Raw genomic sequence first — 24,015 nt, forward strand, 5'->3', positions numbered from 1 at the left:
GATCAGGCCTCGGCTCGCTTCGGGTAGAAGAGGCCGAGACCGTGGGTCTGCAGCGTTTCGTAGGCGTCCGCATAGGTCTGCGGCTCGGGGGCGTCCGGGGGACCGTACCGCGAGAGCAGGAGACCGAGCAGACCTCGGCCGGGGTTGCTGAGGGGCTTGTCCTTGTGGGGGCCGCTGTGGAGCTGACTGATGTCGGCCTCGGGCGGATTGGGCGGCAGATACATCGGGTGCACCGACGGCCAGGTCGACGGGTCGCGGGGCGTGGCGAGGTTGACGACCCCGAAGAGATCGGCCGCGGCGGCATCCCGCCTCGTCAGAGGCTTGAGCCCGTGAAGCCGTGAGAGCGTCGCGATCACGGTCCCGTGGTGGTGCTCGTCGTGCACGATGGTCCCCGCCCGGGTATAGGCCGACACCGCGATGGCGGGGACGCGGAGGCCGAGCCGGTCGAAGCCGAAGCCCATCTCGCCGGGCGCGTCGTCGGCGACGGGAGGTGTGGCTGCCGGGGGCGGGACGTGATCGTACGTGCCCCCGTGCTCGTCGAACGTGATGAGCAGCAGCGTGTTCAGGGCGTGGGAGCCGTTCGGCGTGGCGCTGGTGCGGATCGCGTTGTACACGTCCGCGATGAGCTTCTCGCCCGCGCGAACGTCGGAGATCGCGGAGTCGATGACGGGCTCACCCTCCACATCGCTCTCGCGCAGGGCTCCCACGGGCGGATGGAAGTCGTTGTGGTTGTAGACGAGTCTCGGTTCGATGAACGAATAGGCGGGCAGCGACCCGGAGGCGGCATCTGCGAAGAATTCCGACATGTGCCCGAAGCGGCCGGTCCGCCAGTACTTCTCAAGAACGGGAGCGTGCATCATCCCCGTCAGCGAGACCAGCTGGAGCTCGTCGAAGTAGATCTTCCATGAGATCCCGGCGTCCTCGAGACGGTTGAAAATCGTGGGGGTCGCAGGGGCGTCGAGCCACTTGTCGTACCCACCGCCGTCCTTGTTCGTGACGTAGCCGTGCGAGGTCGAGGCATGGAAGAAGGATCGGTTGCAATAGGTCTGCGACGGCACGGCGGCGAACCACGCGTCGAAGACCGCGAACCCTTTCGCGAGGGTCGAGAGCACGGGCAGCTGCTCGGGTGAGAAGCCGCCCATGATGTGCGAGACCTCGTCGAGAGTGGGGTCCTCGCCCTTGAGGCGCGCGAAGTCGTTCCAGTAGTCGCGCACGAAACCATCCATGGTCGGCCGCGTCCCCGCGGGAGGGGCATTGAACGGGGGCGCCATGCTGCCCACCTGACTGCGGGCGTTCGCGGGCGGATCGACGAGGCCGAAGAGCTGTGTGTTGACGTGCGGGAACTCCTCGCCCGGGTCAGGGTCGGGCCTGCCCATCACCTCATCCGTGGGACCGGTGTAAGCGTGTGCCGGGATCGACTCCCCGGTCGGCGCGGGGTTCGAGTAGTCGCCGAACGCCAGGCCGTCGAAGGTCTCCCCTGAGGGGAGGTCGTCCGGCGTGTAGAGCCAACCGAGCAGGTTGTCGAAGGACCGGTTCTCGCCCATCACCACCACGAGATGGTCGAAACCCGGTTCGCTCCGCGCGGGAAGCGCGGGCAGGTCGAGGGATCCCTCCCGATAGCCGATGCGGTGCCCGATCGCGGCACCGGCCGCCGCGCCGATGCCGCCGCCGACCACCAGCCCGGCCGCGGCGATACCGCCCATTTTGAGGAAGTCGCGACGCGACCTGCGGTCGTCATCGGCGGCCTCGTCCGGTCCATGCGGGGCCGCGCTCGATCGCGGTGCGTGGGATTCGGCAGCGGGATCCGCCACGTTCTCGTCGCTGCCCTGCCGCGGCCGGCGCATGGTGCGATCAGACTAGACCATCACCCGCTCAGGCGGTGAGGGCCGCCAGTGCCATGGTCTCGAGGATGCCTCGGACCTCCTCGTCACCGGGATCACCGGTCGTCCGCCGCAGGCTGTGGGGAGTGGAGTTGATGAGACCGAAGCAGGCCTGCGCCCGCACGCGCAGCTCGTCGGCCGTGCGGTCGGGATGCAGCGCCGAGAGGATCCCGATCCACACCTCGACGTACTCGCGCTGCAGGCGGCGCACGCTGCGGCGGTCCTCGTCGGCGAGACTCGCGAGGTCGCGGTCCTGGACCCGGATGACGTCGGCATCGGTCAGCGCGAAGTCGACGTGGAACGCGATGAGCGCGCGCAGTCGATCGACGGGTCGCCCCGGATGCGAGACGACCCGGCGGCCGCCCGCGAGCAGCCGTTCGCTGACGCCGACGAGGATGGCGGCGAGGAGGGCCTGCTTGTTGGCGAAGTGGCGGTAGAGGGCAGGGCCGCTCACGCCGACGGCGCCGCCCAGGTCTTCCAGGCTCACCCCGCTGAACCCGCGCTCGGCGAAGAGCCGTGCGGCCTCCTGCAGGATCGCGGCCTGGCGGTCCGCCTTCGCGCGGTCGCGCTCGGTCACCCCGCTTGTCATCTCAGTTAATCCTCGCTAACCTGGACTCCAGTTAGTGAACACTAACCACTCGAGATCGCGTTCGACAACGAACGTGATCCGATCGTGACGTCGACGGAGATGACATGGCCGCGCTCACCACGTCGGTGCTGCATGACGACGCATTCGCCCGCACCCAGAAGGCGCAATCGGAGCTGTCGACTCGGTTGCGCGAGCGCCTCGCCGCCGTCGCGGCGGGCGGTCCCGAGTCCTCGCGGGAGCGGCACATCGCCCGCGGCAAGCTCCTCCCGCGCGATCGCGTGACCCGCCTGCTCGACCCGGGAAGCCCGTTCCTGGAGATCTCGCCGCTGGCGGCCGAGGGGCTGTACGGCGGTGAGGCGCCGGCCGCGGGAGTGATCGCCGGCATCGGCCTCGTGCACGGTCGCCATGTGATGGTGGTGTGCAATGACGCCACGGTCAAGGGCGGGACGTACTATCCGATGACCGTCAAGAAGCATCTCCGCGCGCAGGAGATCGCCCTCGAGAACCGGCTGCCGTGCGTCTACCTGGTGGATTCCGGAGGCGCCTTCCTCCCGATGCAGGACGAGGTGTTCCCCGACCGCGACCACTTCGGGCGGATCTTCTTCCATCAGGCCCGGCTGTCCGCGGAGCGCATCCCGCAGATCGCCGCCGTCCTCGGATCGTGCACGGCGGGGGGCGCCTACGTTCCGGCGATGAGCGACGAGACCGTCATCGTGCGCGGGCAGGGCACGATCTTCCTCGGGGGTCCGCCGCTGGTGAAGGCGGCGATCGGCGAGGTCGTCACCGCCGAGGAGCTCGGCGGAGGAGAGTTGCACGCCCGGCGATCGGGCGTCGTGGACCATCTCGCGGAGGACGACGAGCACGCCCTCGAGATCGTGCGCGACATCGTCGCCACACTTCCACCGCCGGCTCAGCCGGCTTGGGACGTGGTCGACGCGGTGCCGCCGGCCGTCGACCCGACCGACCTGTACGGAGCGGTCCCGGTCGATGTCAACCAGCCGTACGACGTCCGCGAGGTCATCGCGCGCCTCGTCGACGGCAGCGACTTCCACGAGTTCAAGCGCGAGTACGGCGACACGCTGGTGACCGGCTTCGCCCGGCTGCACGGGCACCCCGTCGGGATCGTGGCGAACAACGGCGTGCTCTTCGCCGAGTCCGCTCAGAAGGGCGCGCATTTCATCGAGCTGTGCGATCAGCGCGGCATCCCCCTGCTCTTCCTTCAGAACATCTCCGGGTTCATGGTGGGTCGCGACGCCGAGGCGGGAGGAATCGCCAAGGACGGAGCGAAGATGGTCACCGCCGTCGCCACGACCCGTGTCCCCAAGATCACGGTGGTGATCGGGGGCTCTTTCGGTGCCGGCAACTACTCGATGTGCGGGCGCGCCTATTCGCCGCGCTTCCTGTGGACGTGGCCGGCGAGCCGCATCTCCGTGATGGGCGGCGCTCAGGCGGCGTCGGTCCTCGCGACGGTCAAGCGCGATCAGATCGAGGCGCGGGGCGACGACTGGACGGCTGACGATCAGGCGGCGTTCGAGGCGCCCATCCGTGCCCAATACGAAGAGCAGGGCAATCCGTACTACGCGACCGCCCGCCTGTGGGACGACGGGATCGTGGATCCTCTCGACACGCGCGCTCTGCTCGGGCTGGCGCTCGACGTCGTCTCGCGCACTCCGCTCCCCGAACCCCGCTTCGGCGTCTTCCGGATGTGAGGCCCGTGCACACCTCCGACACCACCGCTCCGTTCTCGAGCGTGCTGGTCGCCAATCGGGGCGAGATCGCGCGGCGGGTGATCCGCACCCTGCGGCGGCTCGGCATCCGTTCCGTCGCCGTCTACTCCGACGCCGACGCCGGCGCGCCGCACGTCCGGGAGGCCGACGTCGCGGTGCGGATCGGGCCGGCCGCGGCATCCGCCTCCTACCTCGACATCGACGCCGTGATCGGCGCCGCCCGCCAGACCGGCGCCGAGGCTGTCCATCCGGGATACGGCTTCCTCTCCGAGAACGCCGACTTCGCGCGGGCGTGCGAGCGAGCGGGGATCGTGTTCATCGGGCCGGGAGAGCGCGCGCTGCAGGTGATGGGCGACAAGATCCGAGCGAAGGAGCAGGTCGCCGCGCACGGGGTTCCCACCGTTCCCGGCTTCAGCGCCCTCGGCATGTCCGACGACGACATCGCCGCCGCGGCGGCCGAGACGGGGTTCCCGGTCCTCGTCAAGCCGTCCGCCGGGGGCGGAGGCAAGGGCATGCAGGTCGTGCGGTCGGCCGCGGAGCTGCCCGAGGCGCTCGCCACAGCGCGGCGCGTCGCGGCAGCCGCGTTCGGCGACGACACCCTGCTGCTCGAGAGGCTCATCGAGCGTCCCCGGCACATCGAGGTGCAGGTGCTCGCCGACACCAGAGGGAACGTCCGGCACCTCGGCGAGCGCGAGTGCACGCTGCAGCGCCGCCACCAGAAGGTCATCGAAGAGGCGCCGTCGCCGGTGATCGACGCCGCCACGCGCGCACGGCTCGGCGAGGCCGCCTGCGCGGCCGCGGCGAGCGTGGATTACGTCGGCGCGGGCACCGTCGAGTTCCTCGTGGCAGGCGACCGCCCGGACGAGTTCTTCTTCATCGAGATGAACACGCGCCTGCAGGTCGAGCACCCGGTCACGGAGCTCGTCACGGGGGTCGACCTCGTCGAGCAGCAGCTGCGGATCGCCGCGGGCGACCCGATCCCGTTCGAGCAGGCCCAGGTGCGCCTGAACGGTCACGCCATCGAAGCGCGCGTCTACGCCGAGAGCCCGGCACGCGGATTCCTTCCCGCCACCGGCGACGTCCTCCTCTGGGCGGCGGCCGACGGAGTGCGAACGGATGCCGCGGTCGAGACCGGTTCCGTCGTCTCGGCCGACTACGACCCCATGATCGCGAAGGTGATCGCGCACGGCGTCGATCGCGCGCAGGCTCTCTCCCGCCTGGACGCGGCTCTCGCCGACACGGTCCTGCTCGGGGTCGACACGAACATCGGCTTTCTTCGCGGCCTCCTCGCCGATCCCGGTGTCCGCAGCGGCGACATGGACACCGGGCTGATCGACCGGATGCCCGCCTTCTCCGCGCCGGTCGCTCGCGCCGAGGTGCTGCGCGCGGCGGCGGTGGCGGTCCCGCCCGAGCCTCAGGCGCGCAGCGGCGCGTTCGCTTCGACGCTGTGGTCGAGCGGCTCGGGCTGGCGTGTGGGCGGCGAGCCGCAGCATCCGGTCTCGTCCTTCGAGACCGAGGACGGCGGGGTGGTGTCGTCGGATCCGGTACCGGGCCGCACGTCTGCGGCAACTCCCTCACCGCACGCGCTCGACGGCGACGGCTGGCTCTGGATCCACGCCGACGGCGAGACCTATCGCTTGCGTCCGCTGACCCGCCGGGCGGCGATGGAGAAGCGTCTCGCGGCCCGTGAGCGCGCCGCATCTGCATCCGATCCTGAGCTGCGCGCTCCCATGCCCGGCGCCGTCGTCGCCGTGCACGTCGCCGCGGGTGCCGTCGTGCAGGCGGGCGACCGCGTCGTGACCATCGAGGCGATGAAGATGGAGCACCCGGTGCTCGCCCCGCACGCGGGGATCGTGCGCCTCGACGTCAGCGTGGGGGATCAGGTGCGCCGAGACCAGGTGCTCGCGCACGTCACCGAAGACCCTGACGCCCACAAGGCTCCCACCCCCGACTCCTGACATCCGAGGAGAGACCATGGACCACTTCGACCTCAGCGACGATGAGCAGCAGCTCGCGCAGATGGTGCGCGACTTCGCGGACCAGGTCGTCGCCCCGCGTGCCTACGAGGCCGATCGCACGAAGACGCTGCCGATGGACGTGGTCGCGCAGATGGGGGAGCTCGGCCTCTTCGGCCTGCCGTTCCCCGAAGAGCACGGCGGCCAGGGCGGCGACTACTTCGCGCTCTGCCTGGCCATCGAGGCTCTCGGCCGCGTCGACCAGTCGATCGCGATCACCCTCGAAGCCGGTGTGAGCCTCGGGGCCATGCCGGTGTATCGGTTCGGCACGGAGCAGCAGAAGCGCGAGCTGCTTCCGTCGCTGCTCGCCGGCGAGGCGCTGGCGGGCTTCGGGCTCACCGAGCCCGAAGCCGGGTCGGATGCCGGGGCGACCCGCACCACGGCGCGCCTGGACGGGGACGAGTGGGTCGTGAACGGCTCGAAGCAGTTCATCACGAACTCGGGGACCGACATCACCCGCTTCGTGACCGTCACCGCCGTCACCGGCGAGCGCGACGGCCGCAAAGAGATCTCGACGATCATCGTTCCCACAGGGACACCAGGCTTCACCGTCGAGCCCGGCTACGACAAGGTCGGCTGGCACGCGTCCGACACGCATCCGCTGACGTTCCAGGATGCTCGCGTCCCCGCGTCGAATCTCCTGGGGGAGCGGGGCCGCGGCTTCGCGAACTTCCTGCACATCCTCGACGAGGGGCGGATCGCGATCGCGGCGCTGTCGACGGGAGCCGCGGAGGGATGTCTCGAAGCCGCCGTGGACTATGCGGGCAAGCGCACCGTCTTCGGCGAGCCGCTGTCGAGCCGGCAGGGCATCCAGTTCACCCTCGCGCGCATGCAGCTGCGCGTCCACAATGCCCGACTCGCGTGGCACCACGCCGCACGACTGCGGGACGCGGGCAGACCCTTCAAGACGGAGGCCGCGATCGCCAAGCTGACCGCGAGCGACGCCGCCATGGACAATGCCCGCGATGCCACCCAGATCTTCGGCGGCAACGGGTTCATGAACGAGTATGCGGTGGCACGTCATTACCGCGACTCGAAGATCCTCGAGATCGGCGAGGGCACCAACGAGGTGCAGCTGCTCGTCATCGCCCGGGCGCTGGGGGTAGCGTGACAGCCGTGGGCGGTGATGGGTCGGCGATCGAGCAGCGGGGGCGGTACTTCGACGAGCTCGACGTCGGGGCGCGGTATCTGCACCGACCCGGTCGCACGGCAACCGAGGCAGACAACGTCCTCTTCTCGTCGCTGACGATGAACACCCAGGCGCTGCACCTCGACGCCGCATTCTCCGAGGGCCAGCCCTTCGGGCAGCGGCTGATGAACTCGATGTGGACCCTGGCGACCATGGTCGGGGCATCCGTGTCGCAGATCACTCAGGGCACGCTCGTCGCCCAGCTCGGGCTCACCGACGTCTCCTTCCCGGCGCCGCTCTTCCACGGCGACACCCTGTATACAGAGACCGAGGTGATCGACAAGCGGCTCTCGTCGTCGCGGCCCGGTCAGGGGATCGTGACGCTTCGCCACACCGGGCGCAATCAGCGCGGCGACGTCGTCGCGACGGCGACGCGCGTCGCGTTGATGTGGTGCGCGCCGGAGCGCGAGGACGAGCGATGAGCGAGTTCGGCCTCGGTCCCGCCATCCTGTTCTGCCCGGCAGACCGGCCCGAGAGGTTCGCGAAGGCTCTGGAGCGCGCCGACGCGGTCATCCTCGACCTGGAGGATGCCGTCGCCCCTGGCCGCAAGGCGGCCGCCCGGGGTGCTCTCATCGAAACCGATCTCGACCCGGATCGCGTCATCGTCCGCGTGAATCCGCTGGGCTCCGGCGAGGACGTGTCGGATCTCGCCTCGCTGTCGCAGACCGATTTCCGTCGGATCATGGTCGCGAAGGCGGAGTCGCCGAAGCGCTTGGCCCAGATCGATCGCCGATTCGAGGTCGTCGCCCTCTGCGAGACGGCCAAGGGCGTCTCCCAGGCCGACCGCATCGCCGAACTCGACAACGTGAGCGCCTTGATGTGGGGAGCTGAGGATCTCGTCGCGAGCATCGGTGGCACCTCCAGCCGCAAGCCCAACGGTCGATACCGCGACATCGCGCGGTATGCCCGTGCGCGCGTGCTGCTGGCTGCGGGGTCGCGCGGGAAAGCGGCGATCGACGCCGTGCACCTCGACATCGCCGATGTGAAGCGCCTCGCCATCGAGGCGGCGGATGCCGCGGCATCCGGTTTCCGTGCGACGGCCTGCATCCATCCCAGCCAGGTCGCCGTCATCCGGGATGCGTACCGCCCCGACGCGAAGACCGTGGCGTGGGCTCGGGCGGTGCTCGCAGCAAGTGAGCGCGAGCAGGGTGTGTTCACCCACGACGGCCGGATGGTCGACGAGCCAGTGCTCCGGCATGCGCGCGGAGTGCTCCGACGAGCGGCGGACTGACCGCGCCGCCGGCACCCGTGGCACGGCAGCCGGCGAGGTCAGTCCGCGGCCGCCGCGCGCTGGTGGGCGACGTCCTCGGCGATCGCGCGCACGAGGTCGTACGGCACCTCCCGCGAATGCGGGAAGACGACGGAGTCCTTCTCGGAGCGATACGGTGCCACCCTGGCTTCGAGTGGGTCGTCGAACCTGGGCACCGGGTAGAGCCCGATGTGCTTCCTCCACGCGGCGTAGTGGAGCGCATAGCGTCCGTCGAGCATGACCGCCGGCATCCCGTAGCGGATCTTCTCCTCGGGCGACGAGCCGAACGCGTGCGAAACAGCCGCGACGATCGTCGTCCTGATGCGGCCCAACCTTTCGGCGATGTCGGCGTCGAAGCCTGCGATGTACTCGTCGGGTGTCGCGGGGCCGGGCATGGCGCCGATCCTATGCGACCGCCCCGGCGTAGGACAGGAGGCGGATGCGGTCGCGCTCGAAGAGGAGATCGTACGCCGACCCGTTGGCCAGCCGGGTTCCCGCGGGCGGGAGCTCGCCGCCCGAGACGTGGCGCAGCACTTCGCGGATGAGCGCTCCGTGCGTCACCACGACGAGGGATGCCTCGGCCGGCGCCGTCACCGAGCGGTGATCGCGCACCGCCTGCGCGAGGGTCGCCACCGCCCGACGCCGGAGCTTTCCGAGGGGCTCGGCGCCGGGGACCTCGGCCGTGTGCCAGTCGCCCCAGCGGCGGAAGAACTCATCGGCGTCGAGGCCCTCGGCTTCCCCGTAGTACCGCTCGCGCAGGCCGGGGTACAGCAGCGGCTCGCCGACGCCCAGCTCGGCGGCGATGATCTCGGCGGTCTCACGCGCGCGCGACAGATCGCTCGCGGCGACCGTGACCGGGCCCTCGGCGGCGCGGCGCCGGAGTGCGTCGGCCGCGGCGCGGGCCTGTTCCCGGCCCACCTCGTTGAGCGGGATGTCGGTCGACCCCTGGATGCGCCGTTCGCGGTTCCAGTCGGTCTCACCGTGGCGGATGAGGGTCAGGAGGGTCACTGTGCGAGCCTAGGGGTGTCGGCCTGTCAGAGCGCTGAGGGCAGCGTGTCGGCGAAGACGCGCAGCACCTCGCTCGTGCCCGCATCGATCTTCACGGTCGCACGCGCGTCGGCGCGCGTGACGCCGCGGTTGATGATGACGACGGGGAGCCGGCGGCGGCGCGCCCGTTCGAGCAGACGGATGCCGGAATTGACGACGAGAGACGACCCGGCGATGACCAGCGCGTCACTGGCGTGGACGAGCTGCTCGGCCTCGCGGAATTTCTCCGCGGGGATGAACTCCCCGAAGAAGACGACGTCGGGCTTCAGCACACCGCCGCAGACGGTGCACTCGGGGATGACGAAGCCGTCGCTGCTCTCGGGGAGGACGTCGCCGTCCGGCCCCAGCGCGACGTTGTCGGGCACCAGAATCCAGGGATTGTCGGCCTCGACGCGGCTGGCGAGGTCGCGGCGGTCGAAGACTTGCCCGCAGTGCGTGCAGAAGACGCGGCGCATCGTGCCGTGGAGTTCGACGACCCGGCGGCTTCCCGCCCGCACGTGCAGGCCGTCGACGTTCTGGGTGACGACCCCCGTGGCGACCCCGCGCCGTTCGAGCTCGGCTGCCGCCAGATGTCCGTCGTTCGGCTCGGCGGCGGCGAAGGCCCGCCAGCCGAGGTGGCTGCCCACCCAGTACCGCCGCCGCGCAGCCTCGCTGGAGAGGAACTGCTCTACGGTCATCGGCGTGCGCACGGGTGCGCCCTTGCCGCGATAGTCCGGGATGCCGGAATCGGTGGAGATGCCCGCTCCCGTGAGGACGGCGATCTTCCGCCCGGCGAGAGCGTCGATCGCGCGGGATACGGCGAGGGTGCTACCGGCGTCCGGCTCTGTCGCGATCGACACGCGATCACCCCCTTCGGGTCAGAGTGTAGGCGGCGAGGTTTACCGGGATGTTACGCCGCGTGCGAGAGTGGGGGCGTGGGTATGGAGCGGATCGCGTCAGCTGACGACCCGCGCCTCCGCGACTACCGGGATCTGACCGATGTCGCGCTCCGCCGCGTCCTCGAGCCGCAGGGCGGGCTCTACATCGCCGAATCCGCGAAGGTGATCGCGCGCGCCGTGGCGGCGGGGCACAGGCCCCGCTCCGTCCTCATCCAGGAGAAGTGGGTCCCCGACGTCGAGGCCCTCGGTCTGGCGCCGGAGACGCCGGTCTACATCGTGGACGCGGACGTCGCCGAGCACCTCACCGGGTACGCAGTGCACCGGGGTGCCCTCGCCGCCATGCACCGACCCGAGCCCGCTTCCGTCGAGTCCGTCATCGCGGGCGCGCGGCTGGTCGTGGTTCTCGAGGACATCGTCGACCACACGAATGTCGGCGCGATCTTCCGTGCGGCGGCGGGATTGGGAGCCGACGCCGTCCTTGTGAGCGCGCGCTGCGCGGACCCGCTCTACCGGCGGAGCGTGCGCGTGAGCATGGGCACCGTCTTCCAGGTGCCGTGGACGCGGCTCCCCGAATGGCCGGAGGCACGCGGCATCCTCCACGGCGCGTCTTTCCATCTCGCCGCGCTCGCCCTCGCCGACGACGCCGTCGCGCTCGACGTCTTCGCGGCCACCGCCCCGCAGCGCGTCGCGCTGATGCTGGGAGCGGAGGGGGACGGCCTCAGCCGCGCGGCCCTGGCGGCAGCCGACACCGTCGTGACGATCCCGATGGCCGGCGGCGTGGACTCGCTGAACGTCGCCGCGGCGAGCTCCGTCGCGCTGTGGGAACTGCGCGCGCGGTGACGGGTCCGTTCAGGCGACCGGGTGGCTCCCCGAATCACGTCCCGGTGCGATCGTGATCACCGGGAGCGGGTCGGGGCGTTTGGCCGTGACCGTGTCGCCCGACGACTGATGGCGCAGGCGCCGCAGCACCCACGGCATCAGGTACTCGCGAGCCCACACGAAGTCGACGGCGCGGGCCTCGCGCCACGTGCGCGTCGGCAGCGGGTCGGGCTGCATCGGCTGCAAGTCGTTCGGCACGTTGAGTGCCCGCAGCACCATGCGCGCGACCTCGTGATGACCCAGCGCGTTGTAATGCAGCCGGTCGTCATCGAAGAAGCGCATGTCCTGCACTTCCTTGAGCGCCCACTGGTCGGCGACGATGCAGTCGTATCGGTCGGCGATCGCACGGATGTTCTCGTTGTAGATCGCGACACGCCCACGGATGCCGCGGAAGACGGGCGTGAAGTTCGTGTCGATGCCGGTGAACACCACCACCGTGGCGCCCTCGCTCGACAGCCGGACCACGGCGTCTTCGAAGCGCTGCGCCACGGCGTCCGGATCCGCGCCAGGGCGAATGACGTCGTTGCCCCCCGCGGAGAACGTGATCAGGTCCGGCTTCAGCGCGAGCGCCGGCTCGACCTGCTCGTCGACGATCTGGCCGATGAGCCTTCCCCGGATCGCGAGGTTCGCGTACGCGAAGTCGTCGACCTGCTGCGACAGCACCTCCGCGACACGATCGGCCCATCCGCGGAGACCGTTGGGCGCCGTCGGCTCAGGGTCGCCCACGCCCTCGGTGAAGGAGTCGCCGATCGCGACCCAGCGGCGCCAGGGGTGCGGCTGGGGGTTGGGGACGTAGGGCGTGCGGTGATCATCTCTCGTGGGCATCGTCTTCCTCGGCTCGTGACCGATGCCAGGGTACCGCCACCGGCCGACAGGCACGGGCGCGTGCGCACCGGTGTCCGCGTCGTCGCATAGGGTGGTGACTCGTCGTCCGGAGCAGGTGGGAGGTGCGATGCACGACGAGACGGTCTTCGGTCCGCCCCACGTCTCCTCACCCCACCTCGACGGCGAACCCGCGGGCACATCGGGTGTCGGCTCGTCAGACGGCGGGTCCGGCGATGGAGCAGACGGTTTCGGCGAAGCTCACATCGGCAGCTTCAAGGCCGAGCACCTGTCTCCGTCCTACCCCCAGCGTGCTCCGTGGGGCACGGCCCAGCGCTTGCGTGCCTGGCAGGCCGAAGCGCTCGACCTGTACTTCGCACTGGACGGTCCCGACGGTCCCGGCGGCGGTCCGCGGGACTTCCTCGCAGCCGCGACGCCTGGGGCCGGGAAGACGACGTTCGCGCTGCGTCTCGCGAGCGAGCTGCTGCGTCGCAGGATCGTCGACCGCATCGTCGTGGTCGCTCCGACCGAGCACTTGAAGACGCAGTGGGCGGATGCCGCAGCCCGCGTCTCCATCCGCCTCGACCCCGCGTTCAGCAATCGGCACGCCGCACCCGCACGGCACTATCACGGGGTCGCCGTCACGTACGCGCAGGTCGCGGTGAAGGCATCCGTGCATCAGCGGCTCACCATGGACGCACGAACGCTGGTCATCCTCGACGAGGTGCACCACGGCGGGGACGCGCTCAGCTGGGGCGATGCGCTTCGCGAGGCCTACAGCCGTGCGACGCGGCGGCTCCTCCTGTCGGGGACGCCGTTCCGCAGCGACACCGCCCCGATTCCGTTCGTCGAGTACCAGCCCGACGAGAACGGCATCCGCATCTCGCGCACCGACTATGCGTACGGGTACCGTCGCGCTCTCGAAGACGGCGTCGTGCGGCCGGTGATGTTCATGGTGTACGCGGGGCAGATGCGCTGGCGCACCAAGACCGGCGACGAGATGGAGGCACAGCTCGGGCAGGACAACACGAAAGACATCACGTCGCAGGCCTGGCGCACCGCCCTCGACCCCGCGGGGGAGTGGATACCCGCGGTGCTGCGCTCCGCCGACCGCCGCCTGACCGAGGTCAGGGAGCAGGTGCCCGACGCCGGCGGTCTGGTGATCGCCACCGACCAGACCGCGGCACGCGCCTACGCAGACATCCTGCGCGACCTCACGGGCGAGCAGCCGACGGTGGTGCTTTCGGACGAGGCCGAGGCGTCCTCCCGCATCGAGCAGTTCTCGCAGTCCGAGAGTCGCTGGATGGTCGCGGTCCGCATGGTGTCGGAAGGAGTCGACGTCCCGCGCCTCGCGGTCGGCGTGTATGCCACGTCCGCATCGACTCCGCTGTTCTTCGCACAGGCCATCGGCCGATTCGTCCGGGCCCGCCGCCGCGGGGAGACGGCGAGCGTCTTCCTCCCGAACGTGCCGCAGCTGCTCGCGCTCGCGAACGAGCTGGAGCGCCAGCGGGACCACGCCCTCGACCGCGACGGCGACAGCGACGACTGGAACGCCGAAGAAGACCTCATGGACGCGGCGGAGCGCGAAGAGAAGGCCTCCGATGCACTCACGGAGGAGTTCGAGTACCAGGCGCTCGGCTCGCTCGCGCACTTCGACCGGGTCCTGTTCGACGGCAAGGAGTTCGGACAGCTCGCCGTCCCCGGCACGCCCGAGGAGGAGGAGTTCCTCGGGCTTCCGGGTCTGCTCGAACCCGAGCACGTCCACGAGCTGCTGATGCAGCGACAGGCTCGGCAGGGCCGCCATCGGCACGCGCGGGAGACCCGCGAGGCTCAGTCGCCGGGGGAGGAGCCGGCACTGCCGCAGGCGCTGCACCGCTCGCTGAAGGAGCAACGTCAACTGCTGAACAGCCTCGTCGGCCTGTACGCCCGGCAGTCGGGCGAGCCGCACGGCCTCGTTCACGCCGAGCTGCGTCGCATCTGCGGCGGGCCCGCCGTCTCGCACGCCACGGTGGCACAGCTCCAGGCTCGCATCGACGTGCTACGGCGGCGGGTTCGGTCGTAGTGCTCGTGCGTTCGGATCCCCGAAATGCTGTCAATCCGGGCATCGAGAGACAGCGCGATCCCCGCCGGAGCTAGCGTGGAGGAGTCCCCCCGAACCCGGCCAGGAGGCCTTCTGTGAGCGTGCCCGCCGCCCCGACCGCCCGCGATCGACGCCGGTGGGCGCAGTATCTCGTGAACGAGCGTGCCGAAGCCCGCGTCTACCGCGAACTGGCGGCACGGCGCGACGGCGAGGAGCGCGAGATCCTCACGGCCCTGGCCGAGGCCGAGGGTCGCCACGAGGAGCACTGGCTGGGTCTGCTGGGCGGCGAGCCCAGCAGGCTTCCTCGCCCCGACACCCGCACGCGTCTGCTCGGCTCGATGGCGAAGCGGTTCGGATCGATCTTCGTCCTGGCGCTCGCGCAGAGTGCCGAGGCGAGGTCTCCCTACGACGACGAACCGTTCGCCACCACGCGGATGGCGGCTGACGAGAAGATCCATCACGAGGTCGTCCGCGGCTTGGCCGCGCGAGGCCGCCGGCGGCTGTCGGGCACATTCCGTGCCGCGGTCTTCGGCGCGAACGACGGTCTGGTGTCGAACCTGGCGTTGGTGATGGGCATCGGCGCGACAGGGGTGCCCGCCCAGTTCGTCCTGTTCAGCGGCATCGCGGGACTCCTGGCGGGAGCCTTGTCGATGGGGGCGGGCGAGTTCGTCTCCGTCCGATCCCAGCGCGAGCTGCTCGCCGCGACGGAGCCGAGCGACTTCGCCGACGGCGCCATCCCGCACCTCGACATCGACGCGAACGAGCTCGCCCTCGTGTACCGCACCCGAGGGATGCCTGAAGCGGAGGCCACGGCCCGCGCGCGTCGCGCCGTCGAAGCCGCGCAGGCGATCGGCAGAGGCCGGGCCCACACCTCCCCGCTCGACATCGTGGACTCCGGCGAGGTGGTCGGCAGCGACTGGGGAGCGGCCGTCTCGAGCTTCCTCTTCTTCGCGTCGGGTGCCGTGATCCCGGTGCTCCCCTGGATCTTCGGTCTGTCCGGCCTCACAGCCGTCGCCCTCGCACTTGTTCTGGTGGGCGCCGCGCTCATGTGCACCGGCGCGGCGGTCGGCCTGCTGTCCGGTGCGCCGCCGCTGCGGCGTGCGCTGCGACAGCTCGCCATCGGGTTCGGCGCGGCGGCAGTGACCTACGCGCTGGGACTGCTCTTCGGCGTGAGTCTCGGGTGACGCGCGCGGGGCGGCGGCGGATTCGTCGGCGTGCCGCGGTCGTGGTAATGTCGTTCCTCGGTTGCGAAACCGAAAACCACCTGCGCGGGTGGCGGAATAGGTAGACGCGCTAGCTTGAGGTGCTAGTGCCCGTATAGGGCGTGGGGGTTCAAGTCCCCCCTCGCGCACACATCGAAGAAGGCCTCCGGAAGGGGGCCTTCTTCCGTTCGCCCGCCCCGTCGCGGGACCGTCCTGCTCCAGCAGATAGGTTGGTCGGCATGTCCGTTTCTGATCCGCAGCTGCCCGAGGTGGCCTCCGTCGCGCGGGACCTCATCCGCTTCGACACGACCAATCACGGCGGCGGTCGGGCGGCGGGGGAGCGCGAAGCGGCGGAGTACGTCGGGGAATACCTGACCGCGCTCGGCCTCTCGCCGCAGTTCTACGAACCGATTCCCCGGCGAACGAACGTCATGGCCCGCGTGCCCGGTCGCAACCCGACCAAACCCGCCCTCGTGCTCCACGGCCACCTCGACGTTGTCCCGGCCATCGCCGAGGACTGGACCGTCGACCCCTTCGAGGGTGTGGTGCGCGACGGGATGCTGTGGGGGCGCGGCGCCGTCGACATGAAGGACATGGACGCCATGATCCTCACTGCCGTCGGCGACCTGCTGCGCGCCGGCGAGCAGCCCGAGCGCGACCTGGTGCTGGCGTTCTTCGCGGACGAGGAGAACGGCGGCGTCGAGGGATCCGCGCTCGTGGTGCAGGATCGTCCGGAGTGGTTCGAGGGAGCGACCGAAGCGATCAGCGAGGTGGGGGGCTACTCGATCTCCGTCGGCGAGCGTCGCGCGTATCTGCTGCAGGTCGGAGAGAAGGCGCTCGTCTGGATACGCCTCGTCGCGCGGGGCCGAGCAGCCCACGGATCGAGCTTCCACGGCGACAACGCGGTGACCAAGCTCGCGGTCGCCGTGGCTGATCTGGGCCGGACGATGTGGCCGGTGACGCTGACCGACACCACCCGCGAGATGGTGGAACGTCTCGGCAAGCTCACCGGCGCCGGGTCGAGTGACCCCGACGACATCGCCGCCGCAGCGGGCGCGGCATCCGGATTCCTCCGTTCGACGCTTCGGACGACCACCAATCCGACGGGCCTCACCGCGGGCTACAAGCACAATGTGATCCCCGACCGAGCCGAGGCGCTCATCGACGTCCGCGTACTGCCCGGTACCGAAGACGCCGCGCTGGCCGACATCCGCCGCATTGTCGGCCCGCACGTCGACGTCGAGATCGTGCACCAGGACATCGGCCTGGAAGTCCCTTTCCGAGGCGATCTCGTGGACGCCATGGTCGGCTCGCTGGATCGGCACGATCCCGGCGTGCCCGTCATCCCATACCTCATGGGCGGTGGCACCGACAACAAGGCGCTGGCCGCACTCGGGATCGCGGGGTACGGCTTCGCGCCGCTGCAGCTTCCGGCAGGCCTCGACTTCACCGGGATGTTCCACGGCGTCGACGAACGAGTTCCCATCGACGCCCTCGTCTTCGGGCAGCGCGTGCTGACCGACCTCCTCCGTACGTACTGAAGAAGAGCGGATGCCGCGCCCGGCGGCTCCCCAGCGAAAGGCGCCCATGCTCCTCGAGGCGATCATCCTCGGCTTGGTCCAAGGACTCACCGAGTTCCTCCCGGTGTCCTCCAGCGCGCATCTGCGCATCCTGGGGGAGTTCCTGCCGTCGGCGCAGGACCCGGGCGCGGCCTTCACCGCCATCACGCAGATCGGCACCGAGGCGGCGGTCGTGCTGTTCTTCTGGCGCGACATCGTGCGGATCATCAGCCGGTGGTTTCAGGCGCTGCTGGGCAAGGTGCCGCGCAACGACCCCGACGCGCGCATGGGCTGGCTCATCATCGTCGGCAGCATCCCGATCGTGGTGCTCGGGCTGCTCTTCCAGGACCAGATCGAGACGGTGTTCCGGTCGCTGTGGCTCGTTGCGGCGATGCTGATCCTGTTCGGCGTGCTGCTGGGGATCGCCGACCACGTCGGCGCCAAGAAGCGCAAACTGCAGGACATCACGGTGGGCCACGGCGTGATCTACGGCTTCGCCCAGTCGCTGGCGCTCATCCCCGGCGTCTCACGGTCGGGTGGCACGATCACCGCCGGCCTCTTCATGGGATACGAGCGGGCCGCCGCCGCGCGCTATGCCTTCCTGCTCGCGATCCCGGCCGTCTTCGGCAGCGGCTTCTACCAGCTCTTCAAGAGCTGGAACGAGCCGGGCGTCTTCACCCTGGGCGAGACGGCGATCGCCACCGTCGTCGCCTTCTTCGTCGCGCTCGGCGTGATCGCGTTCTTCATGAACTGGATCTCGAAGCACAGCTTCCTGCCGTTCGTCGTCTACCGCGTGGCCGTGGGCGCGACGCTGCTGGTGCTCCTCAGCCTGGGCGTCATCGACGCCTACTGACCCGGTCTGCTCAGCGGCGGGGGTCGTCGCGACCAGGCTTGGTCGGACCCTCTCCGCCGCGGCGGAGATAGCGCTCGAATTCCTGCGCGATCGCGTCGCCCGACGCCTCGGGGGAGTCCCAGGTGTCGCGCGTGCGCTCGAGCTGCCGGATGTACTCGGTCATCTCCTCGTCGTCGGCCGCGGCCGCGTCGATGGATGCCTCCCACGCCGCCGCCTCCGTCGCGAGGTCGCCGCGCGGAACCGAGGCGCCCGTCAGGTCTTCCAGCCGGTCGAGCAGCGCCAGCGTCGCCTTGGGCGACGGCGTGTGGCCGGCGACGTAGTGCGGCACGCTCGCCCACAGGCTCGCGGCGGGGATGCCGGCGACATCGGCCGCATGGCCCAGCACGCTCAGGATGCCGACCGGCCCCTCGTAGGTGCTGCGCTCCAGCTCGAGGGAGGTGCGCAGCGCCTCGTTGTCGCTGCCGGCGAACACCGAGATGGGGCGGGTGTGCGGCACGTCCGACATCATCGAGCCGATCGAGACGAAGCCGGTGATGTCTTCGCTCAGCGCCATGTCGATGAACTCCGCCGCGAAGGCCTGCCAGGCGCGGGCCGGCTCGACACCGGTGAGCAGCCACAGCTGAGTGCCGCCCCGGGTCGTGCGGGTCGGGCGGAGGAGCACGGCCTCCGGCCAGCGGAGAGAGCGGCTGCCGTCGCCTTCGGTCGCGATGTGGGGCCTCGTGTACTGATAGTCGAAGTACAGCTCGGGGTCGACGGCGAACACCGTCTCGTAGTTCCCGCTGTCGCGCAGCTGAGCGATGGCGGACGACGCGGCTTCTCCGGCATCGTTCCATCCGTCGAACGCGGCGACGAGCACTCGGCGTCCCAGTCCGTCCACGAGACCTCCTCCACCCGCGGCGCGGGTTCCTTCCAGGATAGGCCCGGAGGGCCGCGAGGGCCTCAGGTCGGCCGCGTGCCCTCACCGGCCCGCGGCGAGGGTCGCCGTGACCCGCTGGCTAGGATGGACCGGTGAATCCACCGCCCCTGGCCGCCGTCCTGTGGGACATGGACGGCACGCTCGTCGACACCGAACCGTACTGGATGGCCGCCGAGACCCCGCTGGTCGAGAGCTTCGGGGGCACGTGGTCGCACGAGCAGGCACTCAGCCTCGTCGGGCTCGGCCTGGAGGACTCGGCTCGCATCTTCCAGGACGCCGGAGTGCGGATGGGAGTGCAGGCGATCATCGACCGCCTCACCGACGACGTGATGCGCCGGCTCGCCGAGACGGGCGTCCCCTTCCGTCCGGGCGCGCGCGAGCTGCTCGCCGACCTGCGCGCGGCGGGGATCAAGACGGGCCTCGTGACGATGTCGATGCGCCGGATGGCCGACAGGGTGGTCGACCTCATCGACTTCGACGCCTTCGACGTCGTGATCGCCGGCGACGAGGCGACGCGTCCCAAGCCGCACCCCGACCCCTACCTGCAGGCGTGCGAAGCTCTCGGCGTGACGGCGGACGAGGTCGTCGCGATCGAGGATTCCCCGAACGGCCTGCGCTCCGCCGTGGCGTCGGGCGCGGCGGTGATCGGCGTGCCCCTGATGGTGTCGATCGCCGGGGCCGGCGCCCACACCGTCTGGCCGACGCTCGAGGGACGCACCACGTCGGACGTCGCATCCTTCCATGCCGCCCACCGGGCGAAGGAGGCCCACCGATGATCGAGCGCCCCAGCGGTCCGTTCCGCCTCGGCGACCGCGTGCAGCTCACGGGTCCCAAGGGTCGCCTGCACACCATCACGCTGCGCGAGGGCGGCGAGCTGCACACGCATCATGGCGTCCTGAAGCACGAGCAGCTCGTGGGTCAGCCCGACGGCTCGATCGTGGCCAACAGCAGCGGGCACGAGTACCTCGCGCTGCGACCGCTGCTGCGGGATTTCGTGATGTCGATGCCCCGCGGTGCGGCGATCATCTACCCGAAGGACGCGGCGCAGATCATCGCCGAGGCCGACGTCTTCCCGGGAGCGGTCGTCGTCGAGGCCGGCGTGGGATCCGGCGCGCTCTCCCTCTGGCTGCTGCGTGCGATGGGCACCGGCGGCCGCCTCGTCTCGTTCGAGCGTCGGCCCGAGTTCGCCGACGTGGCGCGGGCGAACGTCGAGACGTACCTGGGCGACACGCCGCCGAACTGGGATGTCGTCGTGGGCGACCTGGTCGAGTCGCTGCCGGACGCCGTCGCGCCGGCCTCCGTGGACCGCGTCGTGCTCGACATGCTCGCCCCGTGGGAGTGCATCGACGTGGTAGCCGACGCCCTCACTCCCGGCGGGGTGGTGCTGTGCTACGTCGCCACCGCCACGCAGCTCAGCCGCGTCGCGGAGTACATCCGCAACACCGGGCTGTTCACCGACCCCGAGGCGAGCGAGACGATGGTGCGCGGCTGGCACGTGGAGGGACTCGCCGTGCGCCCCGACCACCGCATGGTGGCGCACACGGGATTCCTCCTCTCGGCCCGACGGCTCGCACCCGGCGCCGTCCCGCCCGAAGTCAAGCGGCGGGCGTCGAAGTCCAGCTACGGCGACGAGGACGTCGAGCTGTGGACTCCTGGAGCCGTGGGCGACCGCGACATCACCGACAAGAATCTGCGCAAGCGGGTCCGCGAGGCGCAGCGCGCGGCAGAGGGCGCGCGCCGTGCCTCCGGTGCCGCGGGCGGAACCGACGGAACCGGATCGGCCGTGCATGGCGACATCCCGCCCCGCATCTAGACTGTTCCGGTGCCCAAGTTCCCCGCTGCCTTCGCGATCCTCGGACTGACCGCCGTCGCACTCGTCGGGTGCTCGGCCGCCGGCACGGCCGACTGCGCCCGCACCGTCACGGACGACCCTGCCCTCGACCTCGTCGAGGTGACCGGTTCGACGGATGCCGCCCCCGACGTCGACCTCTACACGCCGTTCCGCGTCTCGGCGCCAGCGTACGAAGACCTCGCGCAGGGCGACGGCGAGGTGCCGATCACCTCGACCGACCAGCTCGTCGTTCTTGACCTGACCCTCTACAACGGCACGGATGGCGAGAGACTGCTCGGTTCGCCCTACGACGGCGATCTCTCGCAGCCGATTGCGCTGTCGCAGTTCACGCAGCCTCTCCCCGCGCTCGAGGACGCCCTGACCTGCGCCTCGGTCGGCTCTCGCGTCGTGGTCGCCATGAGCCCCGACGACATCGAGGACGAGGTGGCGGCCAGCATCCAGCTCGGGCCCGACGATTCCGCGGTGGCCGTCGTGGACGTACGGAAGGTCTACCTGCCTGCCGCCGACGGCGCCCTTCAGTTCAACAGCGGGATGGGCCTGCCCGCGGTGGTGCGCGCCCCGGACGGTCACCCGGGTGTGGTGGTGCCGGAAGGCGCGGCTCCGGACGAGCTCGTGGTGCAGACCATCAAGAGAGGCGATGGGCCGGTGGTGAGCGAGGATGCCCCCGTGCGCGTTCATCAGCTCGTGGTGTCGTGGGACGACCAGGAGGTCCTGCAGTCGACCTGGGAGGCCGCTCCCCAGTCGATCAACGTCTCCGACAACGAGGTCTACCAGGACATCTTCGATGGTGCGACGGTCGGGTCGCAGCTCATGGCGGTCGTCCCCGCCGAGCTGGGCGGCACCGAACAGACGACGGTCTGGGTCTTCGACATCCTCGGCGAGGACGCCGCTCCCGCGCAGTAGCCGAATCGCGCGCCATCGGGGTCGGTCCCCGCGCTCACACCTAGGATGATGGGGTGCCTGCCAACGCGCCCGCGAAGAACCCGCCCGAGGAGCGGCTCGTCAACCTCGTGGTGGCGCTGATGGCCACCGATCAGGGACTGACGAAGGACACCATCCTCACGTCGGTCGCCGGCTACCGCGAGCAGAGCGCGTCCGGTGCGTCCAAGGACGCGCTCGAGAAGATGTTCGAGCGCGACAAGGAGAGTCTGCGCGGACTGGGGGTGCCGATCGAGACGATCGGCGACTGGGCCGATCCGGACGACCTTCGCGAGGCGCGATACCGCGTGCCGACGACCGAGTACGAGCTCCCGGAAGACATCGAGTTCACCCCGGCGGAGCTGGCTCTGCTCAACCTCGCCGGCGGTGTGTGGAGCGAGAGCTCCATGTCGGACGAGGCTCGCAGCGGACTCCGCAAGATCCGGGCTCTCGGGATCCCGGTCGACGAGCCGATCATCGGGTACTCGCCGCGCATCAGCCTGCGCGACCCGGCCTTCCCTGCTCTGCAGCAGGCGATCGAGCAGTCCCGGGTCGTGAAGTTCCCGTACCTGAAGCCGGGGGAGGAGGCGCCGCGTACGCGTCGCCTGCAGCCGCTCGCGCTCGTGGAGTACGAGGCGCGCTGGCACGTCTACGGGTTCGATCTCGATGTCGGGGCCGACCGCACCTTCCTGCTCATGCGGATCGTCGGACCGGTGGCCATCACGCGGGAGTCCTTCGACGCCTCGCTGCGCGAGGGCGCCGGTGACCGTGCGCTGAGAGGACTCGAAGCGGTCGCGGCCAGCAACTGGTCGCTCCTGGAGGTCAACCCGGGAACCGAGGCCGCCCTGCGCCTCGCACGCCGCGCGGTGCCGGCTGAGCAGGGGATCAAGGTGTCCTACGTCGATGCGCACATCTTCGCCGAGGAGCTGGCGTCGTACGGACCCGAAGTGAGGGTGGTCGAGCCCGCCGAACTGCGGGATCGTGTGATCGAGAGACTCGCCGCCGCCCGCGACCTGAACGGAGCGGGAGCATGAGCGTGCGGCGTTCCCTCGTGGCGACGGACCGCGCGGCGCTGATGCTTCAGCTCGTGCCCTATCTGATCGGCAAGGGCGAAGTGTCCATCGCCGAAGCGGCCGACGAGTTCGATGTGAGTCCCGACCAGATGCGTGCGATGGTCGAGAAGCTGACGGTGATCGGCCTGCCCGGCGACGGCGGCTACTGGCAGATGGCGAACGACCTGTTCGACATCGACTGGGATCTGCTCGACGAGCAGGACATCGTGGTGATCACGAACTCCGTCGGTCTCGAGCGAGCGCCTAAGCTGACCGCCCGGGAGGCTGCGGCTCTGCTCGCGGGACTTCAGTTGGCGCGCGCCATCCCCGGGGTCGGCGACACCGAGGTGTTCGCGGGTCTGCTCGCGAAGCTCTCGCGGGGCGCATCGAGCGCGCCTGCCGAGGTGATCGTCGCGCCGGGCCCGGTCGACGAGGTGCGTGATGCCGTCGCCGCGGCCCTCCGGCGCGGCGTGGCGGTCTCGTTCACGTACAAGGCGCCGGACGCGGGGCCGACCACCCGCACCGTCGACCCGGTGAAGGTGCACATCGCGGACGGCCAGTGGTATCTGCAGGGGTGGTGCCATCTCCGCGAGGCGATGCGCACGTTCCACCTCGACCGCGTGAGCGATCTCCGGCTCACCGACATCGCGATCACGCACGCGGGCGATCCCGCGCCCGGCTGGTTCGAGACGGCCGACGACGAAGTGGTCGCGCGCATCCGATTCCCCGAGCCCGTCGCCCGCCTGCTCGGCGATTACCTGGATCGCGCCACCATCGAGACCGCCGAGGGAATGACGACCGCCACGATGCGCATCGCCGACGAGGTCAGCCTGCGGCGCCTCGCGGCACGGAGGGGCGGCGAGGTGGAGGTGCTCGAACCGTCCGCCGCCCGTCGGGCTGCGGCGGAGTGGGCCGACGCGGGGCTCGCTCAGTACCGCTGAGCGGCCGCTCGTCGCCGGGCGGCCGCTGGCGCCGGAAGCGGGACCCGCGGGTTACACTGAATGCGGTACCCGCCGAAAGGACAACGACATGCTGCAAGGCCTTACCGGGTGGCACTTCCTGATCATCCTGGCCGTGATCCTGCTGCTGTTCGGCGCGGCGAAGCTGCCGGCGCTGGCGAAGAGCATGGGTCAGTCCGCTCGCGTCTTCAAGGGTGAGATGAAGGCGATGAAGGACGACGATGCGTCGCGGCCCGACGCACCCGCGGCCGGGACGACCGCCTCGGCCGAGGCGCCCCCTGCCGAGGTGCGCACGGACGCAGGCGGAATCACCGACTCCAAGCCCTGATTCGCCGTGGCAACGGCGGGA

The 24,015-nt window shown here is 70.3% G+C and carries 23 protein-coding genes and 1 tRNA gene; 17 read left to right on the plus strand and 7 right to left on the minus strand.

Going from position 1 to position 24,015, the window contains the following annotated elements; genetic code table 11:
- Positions 1-2: 2 nt before the first annotated feature.
- Both ACFUTX_RS06120 and ACFUTX_RS06125 read right to left on the minus strand, forming a co-directional pair.
- Entirely contained in the window at positions 3-1,844 is a 1,842-nt protein-coding gene (locus ACFUTX_RS06120) for an alkaline phosphatase family protein (protein ID WP_378861486.1), read from the minus strand.
- Positions 1,845-1,872: 28 nt separating this feature from the next.
- Positions 1,873-2,469 carry a TetR/AcrR family transcriptional regulator gene (locus tag ACFUTX_RS06125; RefSeq protein WP_378861488.1) on the minus strand — a complete coding sequence of 199 codons (597 nt, stop codon included), beginning with the start codon at positions 2,467-2,469 and terminating at the stop codon, positions 1,873-1,875.
- A gap of 104 nt (positions 2,470-2,573) precedes the next feature.
- Between ACFUTX_RS06125 and ACFUTX_RS06130 the strand changes: the two genes are divergently transcribed.
- From ACFUTX_RS06130 to ACFUTX_RS06150, 5 genes are read left to right on the plus strand one after another with little or no spacing between them, the layout of a single operon-like run.
- Positions 2,574-4,178, plus strand: a complete 1,605-nt coding sequence (locus ACFUTX_RS06130; RefSeq protein WP_378861490.1) for a carboxyl transferase domain-containing protein — start codon at positions 2,574-2,576, stop codon at positions 4,176-4,178.
- A gap of 5 nt (positions 4,179-4,183) precedes the next feature.
- Positions 4,184-6,154, plus strand: coding sequence for an acetyl/propionyl/methylcrotonyl-CoA carboxylase subunit alpha (locus tag ACFUTX_RS06135; protein WP_378861492.1), 1,971 nt, complete (start codon positions 4,184-4,186; stop codon positions 6,152-6,154).
- Positions 6,155-6,170: 16 nt separating this feature from the next.
- On the plus strand, positions 6,171-7,322 hold the full coding sequence (locus tag ACFUTX_RS06140) for an acyl-CoA dehydrogenase family protein (RefSeq protein ID WP_378861494.1): 1,152 nt from the start codon (positions 6,171-6,173) through the stop codon (positions 7,320-7,322).
- 5 nt (positions 7,323-7,327) lie between these two features.
- Entirely contained in the window at positions 7,328-7,822 is a 495-nt protein-coding gene (locus tag ACFUTX_RS06145) for a MaoC family dehydratase (protein WP_378861496.1), read from the plus strand.
- A complete protein-coding gene (locus tag ACFUTX_RS06150; protein ID WP_378861498.1) occupies positions 7,819-8,631 on the plus strand; it encodes an HpcH/HpaI aldolase/citrate lyase family protein in 813 nt (270 codons plus the stop codon). The genes ACFUTX_RS06145 and ACFUTX_RS06150 overlap by 4 nt, the downstream gene beginning before the upstream one ends.
- A gap of 38 nt (positions 8,632-8,669) precedes the next feature.
- Here ACFUTX_RS06150 and ACFUTX_RS06155 read toward each other — a convergent pair whose 3' ends face one another.
- From ACFUTX_RS06155 to ACFUTX_RS06165, 3 genes are read right to left on the minus strand one after another with little or no spacing between them, the layout of a single operon-like run.
- Entirely contained in the window at positions 8,670-9,044 is a 375-nt protein-coding gene (locus ACFUTX_RS06155; RefSeq protein WP_378861500.1) for an iron chaperone, read from the minus strand.
- A gap of 10 nt (positions 9,045-9,054) precedes the next feature.
- Entirely contained in the window at positions 9,055-9,657 is a 603-nt protein-coding gene (locus ACFUTX_RS06160) for a histidine phosphatase family protein (RefSeq protein WP_378861502.1), read from the minus strand.
- A 26-nt stretch (positions 9,658-9,683) separates the two neighbouring features.
- Positions 9,684-10,535, minus strand: a complete 852-nt coding sequence (locus tag ACFUTX_RS06165) for a Sir2 family NAD-dependent protein deacetylase (protein WP_378861504.1) — start codon at positions 10,533-10,535, stop codon at positions 9,684-9,686.
- Between the two features lie 81 nt (positions 10,536-10,616).
- On the opposite strand from ACFUTX_RS06165, the gene ACFUTX_RS06170 reads away from it, so the two are divergent.
- Positions 10,617-11,414 (plus strand): TrmH family RNA methyltransferase, encoded by a 798-nt coding sequence (locus ACFUTX_RS06170; RefSeq protein ID WP_378862851.1) that lies wholly within the window; start codon positions 10,617-10,619, stop codon positions 11,412-11,414.
- A gap of 9 nt (positions 11,415-11,423) precedes the next feature.
- On the opposite strand, the gene ACFUTX_RS06175 is transcribed toward ACFUTX_RS06170, so the two are convergent.
- A complete protein-coding gene (locus ACFUTX_RS06175; protein ID WP_378861506.1) occupies positions 11,424-12,278 on the minus strand; it encodes an SGNH/GDSL hydrolase family protein in 855 nt (284 codons plus the stop codon).
- A 127-nt stretch (positions 12,279-12,405) separates the two neighbouring features.
- On the opposite strand from ACFUTX_RS06175, the gene ACFUTX_RS06180 reads away from it, so the two are divergent.
- The 5 genes from ACFUTX_RS06180 (at position 12,406) to ACFUTX_RS06200 (ending at position 17,969) form a co-directional block, all read left to right on the plus strand.
- Positions 12,406-14,337 carry a DEAD/DEAH box helicase gene (locus ACFUTX_RS06180; RefSeq protein ID WP_378862854.1) on the plus strand — a complete coding sequence of 644 codons (1,932 nt, stop codon included), beginning with the start codon at positions 12,406-12,408 and terminating at the stop codon, positions 14,335-14,337.
- A 113-nt stretch (positions 14,338-14,450) separates the two neighbouring features.
- Entirely contained in the window at positions 14,451-15,539 is a 1,089-nt protein-coding gene (locus ACFUTX_RS06185; RefSeq protein WP_378861508.1) for a VIT1/CCC1 family protein, read from the plus strand.
- 82 nt (positions 15,540-15,621) lie between these two features.
- Positions 15,622-15,706 (plus strand) — tRNA-Leu (locus ACFUTX_RS06190).
- A gap of 90 nt (positions 15,707-15,796) precedes the next feature.
- The gene (locus tag ACFUTX_RS06195) at positions 15,797-17,098 is read left to right on the plus strand and encodes a M20/M25/M40 family metallo-hydrolase (RefSeq protein ID WP_378861510.1); all 1,302 of its coding nucleotides are present in this window, start codon (positions 15,797-15,799) and stop codon (positions 17,096-17,098) included.
- Between the two features lie 46 nt (positions 17,099-17,144).
- Complete coding sequence (locus ACFUTX_RS06200) at positions 17,145-17,969, plus strand: undecaprenyl-diphosphate phosphatase (RefSeq protein WP_378862857.1); 825 nt, start codon at positions 17,145-17,147, stop codon at positions 17,967-17,969.
- Positions 17,970-17,979: 10 nt separating this feature from the next.
- Here ACFUTX_RS06200 and ACFUTX_RS06205 read toward each other — a convergent pair whose 3' ends face one another.
- Entirely contained in the window at positions 17,980-18,846 is an 867-nt protein-coding gene (locus ACFUTX_RS06205; RefSeq protein ID WP_378861512.1) for a PAC2 family protein, read from the minus strand.
- 167 nt (positions 18,847-19,013) lie between these two features.
- On the opposite strand from ACFUTX_RS06205, the gene ACFUTX_RS06210 reads away from it, so the two are divergent.
- The 6 genes from ACFUTX_RS06210 to tatA all read left to right on the plus strand — a co-directional run bounded on the left by ACFUTX_RS06210 (position 19,014) and on the right by tatA (position 23,994).
- On the plus strand, positions 19,014-19,661 hold the full coding sequence (locus ACFUTX_RS06210) for an HAD family hydrolase (RefSeq protein ID WP_378862860.1): 648 nt from the start codon (positions 19,014-19,016) through the stop codon (positions 19,659-19,661).
- Positions 19,658-20,698: a tRNA (adenine-N1)-methyltransferase gene (locus ACFUTX_RS06215; RefSeq protein ID WP_378861514.1), complete on the plus strand. Its 1,041-nt coding sequence runs from the start codon at positions 19,658-19,660 to the stop codon at positions 20,696-20,698. The genes ACFUTX_RS06210 and ACFUTX_RS06215 overlap by 4 nt, the downstream gene beginning before the upstream one ends.
- Before the next feature lie 9 nt (positions 20,699-20,707).
- Positions 20,708-21,640, plus strand: coding sequence for a hypothetical protein (locus tag ACFUTX_RS06220; RefSeq protein WP_378861516.1), 933 nt, complete (start codon positions 20,708-20,710; stop codon positions 21,638-21,640).
- Between the two features lie 53 nt (positions 21,641-21,693).
- Positions 21,694-22,689: a helix-turn-helix transcriptional regulator gene (locus ACFUTX_RS06225; protein ID WP_378861518.1), complete on the plus strand. Its 996-nt coding sequence runs from the start codon at positions 21,694-21,696 to the stop codon at positions 22,687-22,689.
- Positions 22,686-23,648: a helix-turn-helix transcriptional regulator gene (locus ACFUTX_RS06230; RefSeq protein ID WP_378861520.1), complete on the plus strand. Its 963-nt coding sequence runs from the start codon at positions 22,686-22,688 to the stop codon at positions 23,646-23,648. Before ACFUTX_RS06225 ends, ACFUTX_RS06230 begins: the two co-directional genes overlap by 4 nt.
- 88 nt (positions 23,649-23,736) lie before the next feature.
- Positions 23,737-23,994, plus strand: a complete 258-nt coding sequence (gene tatA, locus ACFUTX_RS06235) for a twin-arginine translocase TatA/TatE family subunit (RefSeq protein ID WP_378861522.1) — start codon at positions 23,737-23,739, stop codon at positions 23,992-23,994.
- Positions 23,995-24,015: the final 21 nt, after the last annotated feature.

Origin of the sequence: Microbacterium sp. NPDC057407 (genome assembly GCF_042803895.1) — a bacterium.
GTDB lineage: Bacteria > Actinomycetota > Actinomycetes > Actinomycetales > Microbacteriaceae > Microbacterium.

Coding starts and splice junctions, on each gene's coding strand:
- ACFUTX_RS06120 (WP_378861486.1), bottom strand. CDS start 1,844: ATGCGCCGGCCGCGGCAGGGCAGCGACGAGAACGTGGCGGATCCCGCT.
- ACFUTX_RS06125 (WP_378861488.1), bottom strand. CDS start 2,469: ATGACAAGCGGGGTGACCGAGCGCGACCGCGCGAAGGCGGACCGCCAG.
- ACFUTX_RS06130 (WP_378861490.1), top strand. CDS start 2,574: ATGGCCGCGCTCACCACGTCGGTGCTGCATGACGACGCATTCGCCCGC.
- ACFUTX_RS06140 (WP_378861494.1), top strand. CDS start 6,171: ATGGACCACTTCGACCTCAGCGACGATGAGCAGCAGCTCGCGCAGATG.
- ACFUTX_RS06150 (WP_378861498.1), top strand. CDS start 7,819: ATGAGCGAGTTCGGCCTCGGTCCCGCCATCCTGTTCTGCCCGGCAGAC.
- ACFUTX_RS06155 (WP_378861500.1), bottom strand. CDS start 9,044: ATGCCCGGCCCCGCGACACCCGACGAGTACATCGCAGGCTTCGACGCC.
- ACFUTX_RS06170 (WP_378862851.1), top strand. CDS start 10,617: ATGGAGCGGATCGCGTCAGCTGACGACCCGCGCCTCCGCGACTACCGG.
- ACFUTX_RS06175 (WP_378861506.1), bottom strand. CDS start 12,278: ATGCCCACGAGAGATGATCACCGCACGCCCTACGTCCCCAACCCCCAG.
- ACFUTX_RS06180 (WP_378862854.1), top strand. CDS start 12,406: ATGCACGACGAGACGGTCTTCGGTCCGCCCCACGTCTCCTCACCCCAC.
- ACFUTX_RS06195 (WP_378861510.1), top strand. CDS start 15,797: ATGTCCGTTTCTGATCCGCAGCTGCCCGAGGTGGCCTCCGTCGCGCGG.
- ACFUTX_RS06200 (WP_378862857.1), top strand. CDS start 17,145: ATGCTCCTCGAGGCGATCATCCTCGGCTTGGTCCAAGGACTCACCGAG.
- ACFUTX_RS06210 (WP_378862860.1), top strand. CDS start 19,014: ATGGACGGCACGCTCGTCGACACCGAACCGTACTGGATGGCCGCCGAG.
- ACFUTX_RS06215 (WP_378861514.1), top strand. CDS start 19,658: ATGATCGAGCGCCCCAGCGGTCCGTTCCGCCTCGGCGACCGCGTGCAG.
- ACFUTX_RS06230 (WP_378861520.1), top strand. CDS start 22,686: ATGAGCGTGCGGCGTTCCCTCGTGGCGACGGACCGCGCGGCGCTGATG.
- tatA (WP_378861522.1), top strand. CDS start 23,737: ATGCTGCAAGGCCTTACCGGGTGGCACTTCCTGATCATCCTGGCCGTG.